General features: G+C 42.5%; 15 protein-coding genes. 11 read left to right on the top strand and 4 right to left on the bottom strand.

All coding sequences use genetic code 11. The annotated features are described in order from the left end of the window. Positions 1 to 14: 14 nt before the first annotated feature. The gene (locus tag ABJF57_RS18330; protein ID WP_462232793.1) at positions 15 to 698 is read right to left on the bottom strand and encodes an outer membrane beta-barrel protein; all 684 of its coding nucleotides are present in this window, start codon (positions 696 to 698) and stop codon (positions 15 to 17) included. A gap of 212 nt (positions 699 to 910) precedes the next feature. Between ABJF57_RS18330 and ABJF57_RS18325 the strand changes: the two genes are divergently transcribed. Continuing rightward, on the top strand, positions 911 to 2,152 hold the full coding sequence (locus tag ABJF57_RS18325; protein WP_462232792.1) for a DUF819 family protein: 1,242 nt from the start codon (positions 911 to 913) through the stop codon (positions 2,150 to 2,152). A 52-nt stretch (positions 2,153 to 2,204) separates the two neighbouring features. On the opposite strand, the gene ABJF57_RS18320 is transcribed toward ABJF57_RS18325, so the two are convergent. Together ABJF57_RS18320 and ABJF57_RS18315 are read right to left on the bottom strand one after the other, a co-directional pair. After that, complete coding sequence (locus ABJF57_RS18320) at positions 2,205 to 2,783, bottom strand: porin family protein (RefSeq protein ID WP_462232791.1); 579 nt, start codon at positions 2,781 to 2,783, stop codon at positions 2,205 to 2,207. Between the two features lie 33 nt (positions 2,784 to 2,816). Then, a complete protein-coding gene (locus ABJF57_RS18315) occupies positions 2,817 to 3,392 on the bottom strand; it encodes a porin family protein (protein WP_462232790.1) in 576 nt (191 codons plus the stop codon). 36 nt (positions 3,393 to 3,428) lie between these two features. On the opposite strand from ABJF57_RS18315, the gene ABJF57_RS18310 reads away from it, so the two are divergent. The 10 genes from ABJF57_RS18310 to ABJF57_RS18265 all read left to right on the top strand — a co-directional run bounded on the left by ABJF57_RS18310 (position 3,429) and on the right by ABJF57_RS18265 (position 12,651). Further along, on the top strand, positions 3,429 to 4,058 hold the full coding sequence (locus tag ABJF57_RS18310; protein WP_462232789.1) for an alpha/beta hydrolase: 630 nt from the start codon (positions 3,429 to 3,431) through the stop codon (positions 4,056 to 4,058). A gap of 137 nt (positions 4,059 to 4,195) precedes the next feature. Further along, the gene (locus tag ABJF57_RS18305) at positions 4,196 to 5,557 is read left to right on the top strand and encodes a M28 family peptidase (RefSeq protein ID WP_462232788.1); all 1,362 of its coding nucleotides are present in this window, start codon (positions 4,196 to 4,198) and stop codon (positions 5,555 to 5,557) included. Between the two features lie 20 nt (positions 5,558 to 5,577). Continuing rightward, positions 5,578 to 7,227 carry an amidase family protein gene (locus ABJF57_RS18300; protein ID WP_462232787.1) on the top strand — a complete coding sequence of 550 codons (1,650 nt, stop codon included), beginning with the start codon at positions 5,578 to 5,580 and terminating at the stop codon, positions 7,225 to 7,227. Between the two features lie 16 nt (positions 7,228 to 7,243). Further along, entirely contained in the window at positions 7,244 to 8,275 is a 1,032-nt protein-coding gene (locus ABJF57_RS18295) for a helix-turn-helix domain-containing protein (RefSeq protein WP_462232786.1), read from the top strand. Between the two features lie 78 nt (positions 8,276 to 8,353). Continuing rightward, a complete protein-coding gene (locus tag ABJF57_RS18290; protein ID WP_462232785.1) occupies positions 8,354 to 9,106 on the top strand; it encodes a type 1 glutamine amidotransferase domain-containing protein in 753 nt (250 codons plus the stop codon). 104 nt (positions 9,107 to 9,210) lie between these two features. Beyond that, positions 9,211 to 9,864, top strand: a complete 654-nt coding sequence (locus tag ABJF57_RS18285; protein WP_462232784.1) for an NAD(P)-dependent oxidoreductase — start codon at positions 9,211 to 9,213, stop codon at positions 9,862 to 9,864. Positions 9,865 to 9,867: 3 nt separating this feature from the next. Next, a complete protein-coding gene (locus tag ABJF57_RS18280) occupies positions 9,868 to 10,407 on the top strand; it encodes a dihydrofolate reductase family protein (protein WP_462232783.1) in 540 nt (179 codons plus the stop codon). Positions 10,408 to 10,436: 29 nt separating this feature from the next. Beyond that, positions 10,437 to 10,955 carry a GNAT family N-acetyltransferase gene (locus ABJF57_RS18275; protein ID WP_462232782.1) on the top strand — a complete coding sequence of 173 codons (519 nt, stop codon included), beginning with the start codon at positions 10,437 to 10,439 and terminating at the stop codon, positions 10,953 to 10,955. Positions 10,956 to 11,022: 67 nt separating this feature from the next. Further along, the gene (locus tag ABJF57_RS18270; protein WP_462232781.1) at positions 11,023 to 12,150 is read left to right on the top strand and encodes a helix-turn-helix domain-containing protein; all 1,128 of its coding nucleotides are present in this window, start codon (positions 11,023 to 11,025) and stop codon (positions 12,148 to 12,150) included. Positions 12,151 to 12,273: 123 nt separating this feature from the next. Continuing rightward, positions 12,274 to 12,651, top strand: coding sequence for a hypothetical protein (locus ABJF57_RS18265; protein WP_462232780.1), 378 nt, complete (start codon positions 12,274 to 12,276; stop codon positions 12,649 to 12,651). A 64-nt stretch (positions 12,652 to 12,715) separates the two neighbouring features. On the opposite strand, the gene ABJF57_RS18260 is transcribed toward ABJF57_RS18265, so the two are convergent. Continuing rightward, positions 12,716 to 13,213: a hypothetical protein gene (locus ABJF57_RS18260; protein ID WP_462232779.1), complete on the bottom strand. Its 498-nt coding sequence runs from the start codon at positions 13,211 to 13,213 to the stop codon at positions 12,716 to 12,718. Positions 13,214 to 13,352 lie beyond the last annotated feature (139 nt).

The following is a 13,352-nucleotide window of genomic DNA, read 5'->3' as shown; positions in this document are numbered from 1 at the left end:
TAAGTGAGCTAAGGCTATTCATCTTTATTTCCTCCTATGGCAATCATATACCCGACGGTGAACCCCACCATCCAATGATTGGAAAGATCCGGAGTTTCAGTGGTCAAGTCACCAGGGTTAATAAAGTTACTGAAACTATAGCTAAAGAATCCCTCTACCTGAAAAGTGCCGATAGCTAAATCTCTGAAAACCCCGCCTCCAAGTCTAGCTCCATATCCAAGGTCACGATCACGGCTTTCATCATACGTATAGAAATCTGCCCCACCTGTATTGGTTTCATCGGGTTCAGCATCTTTATCTACGCTCATCAGCACTTCCATGTAGAATCCAGCAGAAATGAAATATTTATTTTGTCCACCAAAATACCCGAATCCTTCAAGGGGAATTTCGAGGTAGTTCATGCGAGCAGTATAGCTAGGCTCGTTTGTTAAAAATGTTTGCTTCCACCCTTTTTGGACATAATTGACACCCAATTGAATCCCCGAGTTAAGGACGGTCTTGCCCGGCTTAGGCACATATCTTACGAAAGCTCCACCATTGATGCCCGGCAGAAAAGTAGAATTAAGGTTGAGATTAAAGATGGTGTGCTCTATAAATGCATTTGAAACATGTCCCCCTGCTTTCACTCCCACATATGTCGTTTGTGCCACCCCTACGTTAACTGTCAATACAAGACAGATCAGCCATACAATCCTCATTTAACTTTTCTCTTTAAGCGTTTTCTTTGTCTATTCATCATGCAGCTAAAATCAGGTAGTATTCGTTGAGCAAATCATCTAAAACATTCAAGGTTCCAAGGGTTGGTTTTTTCGTCTCCTACCTTACACCAATTGTGTTTTTTTTTCAAAAATATAATAAAGATGGATATGCTCAAGTATAATGCTTATTCTTGAACCTAATTCACTTAACTATGAATCAAGCACTCATCACAAATGATGCCGTAATTTTCGGAATACTTATGCTCATGCTTGGAGCAGTTTTTTATACTTCATCATTGGATCATCCATTCTGGAAAAAGTTTTATACCTATGTGCCCGCCTTACTTGTGTGCTATTTTCTTCCTTCACTCATGAAGGCTTTTGGATTGATTGACCCTTCCAACTCCAACCTCTATTTTGTCTCTTCAAGGTACCTACTACCAGCTAGTTTGGTGTTATTGACTGTCAGTGTGGACTTAAAAGAAATTGCTAAACTGGGATCCAAAGCCCTAATCATGTTCTTTACTGGAACGGTAGGAATCATGATAGGTGGGCCTCTTACGATCATCCTATTTTCATGGATAGCGCCTGATTTGGTCGGTGGCGTAGCTCCCAATGAAGTTTGGCGTGGCATGACGACTATTGCCGGATCGTGGATTGGTGGTGGTGCAAACCAAGCCACCATGAAAGAAGTATTTGAGGTGAGTGATGAACTGTTCTCGACAATGATCACTGTAGACATCATTGTAGGTACTTCATGGCTGGGTATTTTGATTGCCGGAGTAGCTGTCAGCAAGTTTATTGATAGAAAACTGAAGGCTGATTCATCTGCCATCGACGCATTGAAAAAGAAAATGGAGAATTACCAAGCAAGCGTCACAAGAATTCCAGATCTCACAGACTTAATGAAAGTTCTTATGATTGGTTTTGTCTGCACAGGTTTCGCTCATTTTTGCTCAGATCTGATTGTGCCTTATCTCAAGCAGTTTCCCAGCCTGCAACAATACAGTCTTACTTCCGGATTTTTCTGGATTGTGGTCATAGCTACTACGTTAGGAGTTATTCTGTCCTTCACAAAAGCGAGAGAGCTGGAAGGTGTTGGAGCTTCGCGCATTGGTCGAGCCTTTATTTACATATTAGTGGCAACCATTGGTATGAACATGGACATCTTAGCCATCTTTTCAAATCCTGGTTATTTCTTTTTGGGAATCACATGGATTCTCTTCCATGTTCTCTTACTAGCCCTTGTGGCAAAGCTCATCAAGGCACCGTACTTTTTTATCGCAATTGGCAGTACAGCTAACGTTGGAGGAGCGGCTTCAGCTCCCGTTATTGCTTCGGAGTACCACCCCTCACTTGCACCAGTAGGTGTATTGATGGCTGTGCTGGGATATGTGCTAGGTACATATGGTGCTTACTTATGTGGACTTATGATGCAAGCGGTAGCAGGGTAATAAAAAAGGCCTGAACGAAAATTCAAGCCTTTCTTCTTCTTTGCGGTACTACCTAAAATGGAATGCCGAAATAGAGTTGGATGGTGTTTAATGTATACTCTACATCACCAAATGCATTGGGATCATTGGCAATATTGCTCAAACCAAGAATCATTCTTGCCCCCAAGTTTACATTTCCCAGGTCGCCTTCTACTCCGAATGCAAGACTGAAATTTGTTTTCTTTAAAGACGAAGAGATATCCGCTGATCCCCCATTCCCTTTAACTTTCGCAGAGAGTAAAAAACCCAACTGTGGGCCAGCATGAATATTGAATCGCTCATTGGCGTAGTACTTTAGCAAAAACGGAACCGACAAGTAACTGAAATTGTCTCTCACGGTAGTTCCTGAAATACCTATTTGACCGCCATCAACACTGTATATCAACTCGGGACCCAGAAACAACTGATCACTCAGCTCTATTTCCGTATAAACGCCTAGCATAAATGACAGCTTAGGATCTGCGGTACCAGAAATACCACCTTGTGTTGCTTTTTCATTTCCAATATTCAATCCTCCCTTAAATCCAGATTTTTGCGAATAAGAGAGACTGGTCAGGACCAATAAACAGATTAGGTAGATAAACTTTTTCATAAGCGAATTTTTGATTGGTTAGTTGTGATCAATTCAGAACGTTTGTCCTAAATATATTTGAATGGTTGATAGTTTTACTTCAAGAGGGTCAGGTGTATCATTGATATTGGACAGTCCGAGGATATAACGAAAGCCCAGATCGAATGCTCTGAGGTTGGCTTCCGCGCCAAAAACCACACTTACATTGATTTTTCTGGCATCTGATGTAAAGTCTCCGGTCGTTCCAAGGCTCTCTTCCTCCGCCTTAAACAGATACCCTGCTTGTAGTCCAGCATTGATGTTGAAATATTCTGAAGCATGGTATTTAAGAAGAACCGGAATGGATAGGTAATGGTACCGCTGGGTAATGACACCTCCAAAACCTAGCCCGGTAAAGTTGTATTTGCCGCCATCGACACTATAGACAAGCTCTCCTCCTAGTGAAAGTTCATCAGAGATCTTATCGCTGATGAAAAATCCTCCCATGTAGAGAACACTTGATTCTGAATTAATTGTTACCCCTTGTGATATGATTTTTTGCTTGCCTAAATTTACTCCTGCCTTCAAACCCATGCGCTGACCAGCAGCACAAAAAGAGACGAGCATTAAAATAAAACAAAGATTTTTCATTGCTTCACAGCTTAGTTAAGCAAGTATAAGAAACCCATGCAACACCATCTCGAAATTTCAATCAAAACCTCTTATTACACACTCAACGATTTGACTGAAGAAACCGAAAGGGTTTGGTTGGTTTTCCATGGGTACGGACAGTTAGCAGAGTATTTTATTCGGAAGTTTAAAGATCTCGATCCCAAGAAAAACTTCATTATTGCCCCTCAAGGTCTTTCTAAGTATTACCTGGAGGGCGTTTATGGGCGTGTCGGTGCTTCCTGGATGACCAAAGAAGATCGTCTGACTGAAATAGAAAATCAGTATTCATACATCGATGAGGTTTTAAATACTGTTGGGGATATTTCAGGAAAGAAGCTGGTTTATTTCGGATTCTCTCAAGGTACCGCTACCATGGGTCGCTATGCTGCTCATGCTAAAATTCCTTTCGGTCAAATGATCATTTGGGCTGGCACCTTCCCTCCCGATACACAACCTGAAGACTGGAAATACCTTACAGGTGAAGAAGGTGTCCATTACTATACCAGTAAACAGGATATTTACTTTAAAGACGAAATGATACCTCAACAAAATGAAGTAGTGAAAAAGGCTTTAGGTAGAACTCCGGAATTGCACTGGTATGATGGAGGTCATCGAGTAATGCCAGGCTTACTTAATTTCATATAATTGCGTTGAATCTTATTGATAAAGATTGCCCAAGACAGATTGAAGGAATCCCTCAAGGCATGAAGAAAATCGGACAAAAGCACTTGAATAGCTAAGAGAATTCCATTTGAATTAAATTCACGCTAAAACCTCTTAGCATGAAGCGAATTCTAATTCTATTTTTCTTAGTTCCATCGGTAACATTTGCGCAGGATCACACGGATAAGATCAAACAGATCTATGATGAAGCTTTGACCAATGGTCGGGTTTACGAAGATCTTCGTGTACTGTGCAAAGAGATTGGCAATCGGCTATCCGGCTCTCCTGAAGCAGCTGCGGCAGTAGAATACACCAAGCAGTTGATGGAATCTTACGGATTTGATACTGTATACCTGCAACCGGTCATGGTACCACACTGGGTACGAGGAAAAAAAGAGGTGGTGCGTGCAATCAATTCTGAGAAGCATGGCACATTCGAGATGAATGCGCTGGCACTTGGTAATTCCGTAGGCACAGGAACAGCGGGTGTACTCGCCGATGTGATTGAAGTAAGTGGTATCGATGAGGTAAACCAGCTGGGCAAAAAAGTTGAAGGAAAGATCGTATTCTATAACGGGCAAATGGATCCCACCATCATCAATACCTTTGGTGCATATGGTGGCGCTGTGGTGCAACGATCATCAGGAGCATCTGAAGCCGCTAAATATGGAGCTAAGGCGATCATTATACGCTCGGTGACTAACCGTCAGGATGACATCCCTCATACTGGATCATTGAGGTACAAAGCACTCATCAATCAAATACCAGCTGTCGCAATCAGCACCAATGATGCTGACAGATTGAGTGAAGTGCTAAAAGAACAAAAACTAAATGTCTACATAGAAACGCATTGCCAACAACTGCCAGACATCCTTTCTTACAATGTAATTGGGGAGCTTCGAGGTTCCGAGTTTCCCGATGAAATCATCGCTGTGGGTGGTCACCTGGACTCCTGGGATGTAGGAGAAGGTGCGCACGATGACGGCAGTGGCTGTATGCAAGCCATCGAAGCTGTGCGACTTTTCAAGGCGTTGAATATTTCCCCAAAAAGAACCCTAAGAGCGGTGATGTGGATGAATGAGGAAAATGGTCTTCGTGGTGGCACAGAGTATGCACGAGTAGCCAAAGAAAAAGGTGAAAACCACATTGCGGCATTGGAGTCTGATTCTGGAGGGTTTCAGCCATTGGGTTTTTCCTCCTCTGGCACTGATGAGCAAAAAGCTAAAATCAAACAATGGAGGGACTACTTCCTACCTTATCGTGTGTGGGATTTTGAGCAAAACGGAGGAGGAGCAGACATTGGCCCGCTTCGATCGCAAGGCACATTACTGATCGGATTGAGACCCAGCACACAAAAATATTTCATCTATCATCATACTCCCGCTGATGTGTTTGAAGCCGTGGATCAACGAGAATTAGAGCTCGGAGCAGCCAGTATGAGCGCAATGATGTACTTATTGGATCAGGAAGGTCTCAAGTAGTTATGTTTAAAAGTAAAGTCATGAAAAAAAGTCCATTTCCATTCATTCTTCTATTGATATTAGCCTCATGTACCAGCGAACCTGAGACGGTTATCAAACCTTGGGTACCGTATGATCAGTCATCAGAGATAGAAGCAAACAGTGCGCATGAATCGCAGCGCATGCGATATAAGCTAATTCAATCACGTATTACAGATAAAAACAAGATTTGGAAAAATGTGGCAGATCAGATTGCTTACTTTTCAGCTGAAGATTATCAATCGTTGTCTTCTTTAATCTTGGATCAGGGCATTCCTACGCTACAGTCTCACATCCAGTCTGGCGCACTCACCTATGAGCAGTTAACCCAGTGGTACCTCTACCGAATAGCTAAGTACGAAAATGATTCTACAAGCTACCTCAACAATATCATTTCCATCAACCCGGATGCGGTAGAAACCGCACGTCAATGTGATCGAAATAAGTCGGAAAGTGACCACCCACTCTATGGAATACCAGTGCTCCTCAAGGACAACATCAACTTCGAGCGACTTCCAACCACTGCTGGCACCCACCTTCTTCAGCAAAATGTGGCCGCAGATGCTTTCATTGTGAATCGCATACAAGACAAAGGTGGTATCATTCTGGGCAAAACAACGCTGAGTGAGTGGGCCAACTTTTTATGTCTGGGCTGTCCAAATGGGTACAGTGCTGTAGGTGGTCAAACGCTAAATCCCTATGGACGTAAAGTGCATGATACCGGAGGGTCAAGTTCCGGTAGTGGATCAGCTATTGCCGCAAACTATGCAGCTGTGGCTGTAGGCACAGAGACTTCTGGCTCCATCCTCTCCCCCTCAAGTGCTAGTTCTTTGGTCGGGTTGAAACCAACAACAGGTCTTCTCAGCAGAAATGGGATTGTGCCACTTTCCAGCACACTGGATACTCCTGGTCCCATGACCAAAAGCGTCATTGATAACGCCATCTTTCTATCTGCCATGACGGGTGAAGACATGGATGATCCAGCAACTAAAGGTAATCGCTCAGGTAAAGCTTATTGGGAAGAAGTGACAAATGGTACATTGGAGGGTATTCGATTTGGAGTAAACAAGAGCTTCATGGAAGACTCTCTTTATCAAGCGAATGTTGATCAGATCATTGCTTTGGGTGGCATTGCGATTGAATTCGAACCAGTGGAAATGGATTTTGAAGGTTTTGGCGAACTGCTAAGCGCAGACATGCGCCGTGACCTCCCAGACTACCTCAATTCCTATGCACCGGCAGAGATCCGTCCCAGGTCCATTGAGGAAATTGTAGCTTACAATGCTGATGACTCTACCGTTCGTATCCCGTACGGGCAAGGACGTTTTGCACGAATCCTTGAGGCAAATTACAGCGATGAAGGTCTCGACTCTTTGCGCATTCGCTTACGAAAAGCAGGAAAAGACTTCTTTGAAGCAGCCATCACTCCTAATGAGTTGGATTTTGTACTCTCAATCAACAACTGGAATGCAGGGCATGCGGCAGCTGCTAACTACCCGTGCCTAACTATACCCATGGGCTATCGGGAAAACGGACGCCCGATGGGACTCACCTTTATCAGTCGACCTTACCAAGAGGCCGAGCTACTAAAAGTTGCGTACGCATTTGAGCAAGCGACGAAAGCCAGAGTGTTGCCTACTAAGTATCAATGACAAACTAGACTAATTAATGGAGTTTAGTCGCGAAATATTATTCTTTTTCAGCGCGTTGGGCGCCTTTAACGGGCTAGTCATTGGACTGTACTTTCTCTTTTTTGCTAAGCCTAAGCACCGCTCGAATTATTTCCTTGGAGTCCTACTCCTGGCATTGAGTATCCGCATTGGCAAATCGGTTTTTTTATACTTCAGTGATCATATGTGGGGAGGCTTCTTACAATTTGGCATGTCTGCATGTCTATTCATTGGTCCATCCCTCTATTTCTATTTAAAGTCCATCATGCAACCGGACAAAACTTTAAATTGGAAAATCCACTACCTCCCACTTCTGATTATTATTTCGACAATTGATGTCTTATTTCCGTGGCATGATGACCTCTGGTATTACCTTTTTCACACCATCTATTTCGTGTGGCTCATCTACTTGATCTTTTCAGGATTTCTATTAAGAGAGACGCTTAAAAATCTTTTCAAAAGAAACGTCCGATTGTCTACCATGGAAGTGTGGATCGTCAGCATCTACATCGGCAATTCCCTCATTTGGATTGCGTATAATACGGTAAACTACACCTCCTACATTGTGGGTGCTTTATCCTTCACTTTTATTTTTTATTTACTGATTCTCCTGCTGTTTTTCACTCGTAAAAAAGACCCAGGATTTCTGAACAAACATGTCAAGTATGGAAATAAGAAGATAGATGAGGCTGAAGCTCAACAACTTCAACGGCGACTAAACGAGTTGATGGAAAATGAGCGGCTTTTCAAAGATGCGAACCTTAAGATGTCCGAGGTAGCCAAAAAACTCAACATCCTTCCCCACTACCTGTCTCAGTTTATCAACGATAACCTGAATAAGAATTTCACCATCTTCATCAACGAATATCGAATCACAGAAGCAAAAAAATTAATCAAGAGTGACTCACACCTCAAGCTTGAATCCATAGGATATGAATGTGGGTTCAATTCTAAATCCACGTTCTACACGGCATTTAAAAAAATAGCCGGCACCACTCCTGCAAAATTCAAGGAATCACACGAGTCTTGATTTATAAATCCGTATTCCTGACTTATAAAGCGAAGCGCCCTGCAATATCTGGAATGCTATCCTTGCTTCAAAAAAGTCATGAAATCATACCTGCATCTCCTTTTCCTTCCCGCATTGGTTTGCGCCTGTTCTGTAGATTCAGCAGAGCAGTCTGAAAAGAAAATTCTATTTGTTGTTTCCAACGCACATTACTATGGAGCCTCTGACATCAATACTGCCAATCATTTTGCAGAGATTGTATTCGCGTATGATGTATTTGACCAGGCAGGCTATTCGGTTGATTTCATCAGTCCGGAAGGTGGTGCCGTTCCCATTGGATACATATACTCCGACACCTTGCTGAAAAAATACCTCTATGATGGTGAGTTCATGGATAAGTTGGAATTCACAAAACAGCCCACAGAGGTAACCCCTGAAAGCTATGCGGCCATTTTTTACGCTGGTGGCGGTAGTGCGATGTTCGGGGTTCCTTCCAATGAGCTCATTCAAAAAATAGCGGTTGACATTTATGCTCGGGAGGAGGGGATTGTTTCAGCGGTATGCCACGGCACTGCTGGCATTGCCAACATCGTCAAAGGGGATGGTACATTTTTGGTTGCCGGGAAGAACATCAATGGGTTTCCAGATCTCTTTGAGAATAAAGAAGCTGCTTATTTTCAAGAGTTTCCCTTCTCCATAGAAGAACAAATACAAAAGAACGGAGGCACATTCAACTACTCCACGGAGGGGTGGGATGGATATTTGGAAGTGGATGACAAGATCATCACCGGACAAGATCCTACCTCCTCTGCGCTAGTAGCACAAGCTGTAATCGCACGACTCGAAAAATAGTGAATTACACATTGGTTTAAGTTCGTTGCTGACCCTGTTGCAAGTGATTTGTAATGGGGTCTTTTTCGTTCATTTCTAACCCGTCAATTGCGTAATTTTAGTGAGTGAAACTACTCCTACTTGGCGCTACAGGAAGAACAGGAAAACAGGTGCTGGACGATGCACTCAGTTCTGGATATCATGTGCATTGTCTTGCACGCAAACCTGAGCGTATAGAGAAAAGGGAAGAACTGACTGTATTTGAAGGAGATCCCAGTAACGCAGATGACCTGAAAAAAGCCATTCATTCATGCGATTCGATCATCAGTGTATTGAACATTTCCCGAACTTCCGACTTTCCTTGGTCAAGTCTGAGAACACCACGGGAGTACCTTTCTACGGTAATGAGTCAGCTGATGCTAGTTGCAGAGGCAAACAGCATAAAACGAATCGTCATATGCTCCGCCTGGGGAGTCGCAGAAACCAAAAAATATCTTCCAGGCTGGTTTCGATGGTTTATTGACCATAGCAACATTGGAGTAGCTTATTCGGATCACGAAAGACAAGAAAAGCTGCTTGAAGGCTCTAAAATGGATTGGACGATCGTGCGTCCGGTCGGCTTAACCAATTCAAAAAGGAAGCAACACATTCGGGAAACCTACGGTAATCAGCCGAAACCATCGTTGACCATCAATCGCTTGAGTGTCGCTCGGTATCTGGTAGGTTGCCTAAAGGCGGATGATTTGATCGGCCAAAAAGTAATAATCTCAAAAGCATAAATCATGGAAAAGAAAAACAGTGTCTACATCGCAACAAGCCTGGATGGCAGGATAGCAGATAGAAACGATGGAATCGCCTGGCTCGATTCCATCTCAATTCCGGAAGGGGAAGAAATGGGCTACTATGCGTTCACCAATGATATCGATGCACTGATAATGGGAAGAAATACCTTTGAAACGGTGCTTGGATTTGATGTAGAGTGGCCGTATCAAAAGCCAGTTTTTGTATTGAGCAATTCGCTGAAGGAAATGCCCAAAAGCCATGAGGGGAAAGCTTTCCTCGTCAAAGGCACGTTGAGAGAAGTATTACAACAGATACATGCGCAAGGACACCTTAGGCTCTACATTGATGGTGGGCACACCATTCAAAGTTTTCTTACCGAAGATCTGATTGATGAAATGATCATCACCACCTTCCCCATCGTTCTAGGAGGTGGGCCTTCGCTTTTTTCTGAATTTCCCAAGGAGCTGGCATTTGATCTTGTAGCGTCTAAAGTATACTTCGGTCAGCTGATCCAAAATCATTTTGTAAGGAAGCGGTAAGAAGGATTCGAATATTATCATCACAACCCATGATTCAAACCGAGAGATTATACCTGAGAATTATTCAAGAAGAAGATGCGTCTTTCTTATACCAGCTCATGAATACGTCCAAATGGCATCAGCACATTGGCGATAGAAAGATTCAATCTGAGGCGGATGCGATCCAATACATGCAAGACCGCATGCATCCTGATCTAAAAGTCAAAGGGTTTGTGAACCATGTAATGATCGAAAAAGCATCCGGTGCATCGGTAGGCACGTGCAGTCTACATAACCGAGAGGGTGTAGTAGGAATGGATGTCGGATATGCTCTTCTACCACAATTTGAAGGCAATGGGTATGCTGCTGAGGGGGCAAAGGCCATGGTTAATCATGCATTCAATGTCTATGATCAATCCAAAATACACGCCATTACCAATGAGGAAAACACCGGTTCATGTCGCTTACTGGAAAAATTAGGCTTTGTTCAGCAAGGCTACGCCGATCTGCCCCACCTTTCCGAACACATCCGCTTGTATTCCCTGGAAAGAAAAGCTGATAGTAAGTAATCTTAATCCAAGATAAAAGAATTGGTTGTTTTGGCTCAAATCAACCTTTCCATGCATATTTACAAGCATGGATTCACTGACCAGTGTTTTAGCCATTATACTTTGTATTGGTCTTACTCAAGGAGTTGCCTTTGCGATAATTCTCTGGCGTAAATCCAACCAAGGTTGGGTTGCAAACAGATATAAAGCCCTACTCCTAATTACGCTTTCCTATGGGCTGTTAAATCAGGTATTAAGGCTTTTCGGGATTGGCTACTACGACACCTGGTATCATTTGACACTGGATCTTAGTTGGGCATATGGCCCTTTATTGTTTCTTTATGTAAAAGCACAGGCGAAACCTTTCTACCGATTTGAGAAAAAGGATCGTTGGGTAATTACTCCCATTGTCATTCAGATTATTTGCAGTATTTATGTTCGCTCTCAAAACTTCTTTTGGGACGGTACCAGGGAAAGTCTCTCTTGGCTTGGATACTACGGATACGCCTACTGGCGTAACTATTCAACAGTTCCGATCATAGCAAGCCTACTGATTATTTATTTCTCCTACCGATCCATGCGGCTTTTAAGACAGCTTGATTCGAATGAGGTGGATCAAAAGAATTTTAAATGGGTAAAGAATCTGGTGAAATCATTTGGTACTTATTACGCGGTGGTGCTTTTGATTCTGATTCTGGACCTGGTCATTTATGTAACGACTGTCAGCACAGATTACTATTACTTTACTCGCTTCTACTTCTATCCCTTTTTTATTGGAATGGCCATCCTGATTTATTGGTTTGGTATATCAAGCATTATTCGAAGTGATCAGCGTGTTTTAAAGGTGCGAAAAAAACTATCTGATCCAGAACGAACGCAACTGGAGAAGTTGGCCGAACAGTTGCAAAAATTGATGCATGAGGAGAAGCCTTATAAAGATGCGGAGCTGACTTTGACCACACTCTCAGAGCAGCTAGAAATCAAAGCTTACCTGCTTACCAAAACGCTCAATGAAATACTGCATAGGTCGTTCACTGATTACATAAACGAATATCGGGTGAAAGAAATAGAGCAATTGATCAAAGATCCTGTGAATAACAAATACACCCTCCTTTCACTTGCATATGATGCTGGATTCAACTCAAAATCTTCTTTTAATCGCGCGGTAAAAAAGCATTTGGGCATTGCACCAAGCGAGCTTAAACGGAAAATCTAAGGTGTCAATTCCCAAATTGAGACCAGAACAAGCACTTAAATAGGTTTCAATTCGATAATTGGGACGTTTTTAACATCCTCATGAATGAGCATTGCTTCATAATTTTTAAAACTCAAAACGATTATGAAAGCAATTATTTTAATGACAATCACTTTGCTATTTGTCAGCATTGACGTTCAAGCACAAACATCAACAGACGTACTAATTGGAACCTGGAAACTCGACATGAGTCCGCAAAACACGACAGATGACAATTTCGCTATGATGGAGATCACGAGTGTAAAGGACAACAAACTGAAAGGAACGTTTTACAGGCAAGGTGTGAAACTCAAAAACGGGCATATCAACACACAAACAGATACAATCTATGGGGCTTTGATGTCCGGTGACAATAGCGGCAATTACAACAGCTCGTTCTACTATAGAGATGGAAAACTCTATGGAACCACCCTTGCTGTTGATCGAGCTTTTTTAGCGGTCTGGGTAGCCACGAAAGAATGATGAATTCTTTTTAAACTAAATACCATCAAGGCATAGCTAAGCGATATGCCTTGATGGTTAAATCTTACTCGTTATCATCTTTTGCTTTCTTTACGGCTTCTTTTACCTTTTTATTTATTTGATCAAAATCAACATCCAGGTCTATATCTACATCGTAGGTGGAATAATCCTCTAAGTCTTCGAATAGCTCCATCATTTCCGTACTCAATTCAATCTGTAAATTCGAAAGGTCTACAATCACAGCTTCCGTTGCTAAGACAGATAGCTCGGTAAGCTCGGAGAGCTCAGACAATTCCGAAAGTTCAGACAGTTCCGCCAATTCAGACAGCTCCGCCAATTCAGACAGCTCCGAAAGCTCCGCTAATTCAGACAGTTCAGACAGCTCCGACAAAGCTGATAGCTCAACGAGTTCTTCCAATTCAGCGAGCTCCGAGAATATGGAGAACTGGGAATTGTTTGTGATCTTTTTCAGACCTGCTTTTTTGGATTCCTTTTCGGTGTCTTGTCCAAATCCGTAAAATGAGATGCAAGCAACGAGCAACAGTAATGTGATTTTTTTCATCTTGAGTTTGTTTTATAGAAGTACTTGAGTGCCAGTAAAAGGTTACACCCTAAGTGTGATTTAGAATCAAAAAATGTAACCATTGTAATAAATCTGCATCTAGCTAGACTAATAATTCCAAAGATCACTTTAAAGAATT

Origin of the sequence: Ekhidna sp., assembly GCF_039940915.1 — a bacterium.
Taxonomy (GTDB): domain Bacteria; phylum Bacteroidota; class Bacteroidia; order Cytophagales; family Cyclobacteriaceae; genus Ekhidna.
The sequence above is the reverse complement of the archived record's forward strand: the minus strand, read 5'-3'. Positions and strand labels throughout refer to the sequence as shown.

Excerpts from the sequence above, each read along its gene's own strand:
- ABJF57_RS18330 (WP_462232793.1), bottom strand. The coding sequence starts at position 698 with ATGAGGATTGTATGGCTGATCTGTCTTGTATTGACAGTTAACGTAGGG.
- ABJF57_RS18325 (WP_462232792.1), top strand. The coding sequence starts at position 911 with ATGAATCAAGCACTCATCACAAATGATGCCGTAATTTTCGGAATACTT.
- ABJF57_RS18320 (WP_462232791.1), bottom strand. The coding sequence starts at position 2,783 with ATGAAAAAGTTTATCTACCTAATCTGTTTATTGGTCCTGACCAGTCTC.
- ABJF57_RS18315 (WP_462232790.1), bottom strand. The coding sequence starts at position 3,392 with ATGAAAAATCTTTGTTTTATTTTAATGCTCGTCTCTTTTTGTGCTGCT.
- ABJF57_RS18310 (WP_462232789.1), top strand. The coding sequence starts at position 3,429 with ATGCAACACCATCTCGAAATTTCAATCAAAACCTCTTATTACACACTC.
- ABJF57_RS18305 (WP_462232788.1), top strand. The coding sequence starts at position 4,196 with ATGAAGCGAATTCTAATTCTATTTTTCTTAGTTCCATCGGTAACATTT.
- ABJF57_RS18300 (WP_462232787.1), top strand. The coding sequence starts at position 5,578 with ATGAAAAAAAGTCCATTTCCATTCATTCTTCTATTGATATTAGCCTCA.
- ABJF57_RS18295 (WP_462232786.1), top strand. The coding sequence starts at position 7,244 with ATGGAGTTTAGTCGCGAAATATTATTCTTTTTCAGCGCGTTGGGCGCC.
- ABJF57_RS18290 (WP_462232785.1), top strand. The coding sequence starts at position 8,354 with ATGAAATCATACCTGCATCTCCTTTTCCTTCCCGCATTGGTTTGCGCC.
- ABJF57_RS18280 (WP_462232783.1), top strand. The coding sequence starts at position 9,868 with ATGGAAAAGAAAAACAGTGTCTACATCGCAACAAGCCTGGATGGCAGG.
- ABJF57_RS18275 (WP_462232782.1), top strand. The coding sequence starts at position 10,437 with ATGATTCAAACCGAGAGATTATACCTGAGAATTATTCAAGAAGAAGAT.
- ABJF57_RS18270 (WP_462232781.1), top strand. The coding sequence starts at position 11,023 with ATGGATTCACTGACCAGTGTTTTAGCCATTATACTTTGTATTGGTCTT.
- ABJF57_RS18265 (WP_462232780.1), top strand. The coding sequence starts at position 12,274 with ATGAAAGCAATTATTTTAATGACAATCACTTTGCTATTTGTCAGCATT.
- ABJF57_RS18260 (WP_462232779.1), bottom strand. The coding sequence starts at position 13,213 with ATGAAAAAAATCACATTACTGTTGCTCGTTGCTTGCATCTCATTTTAC.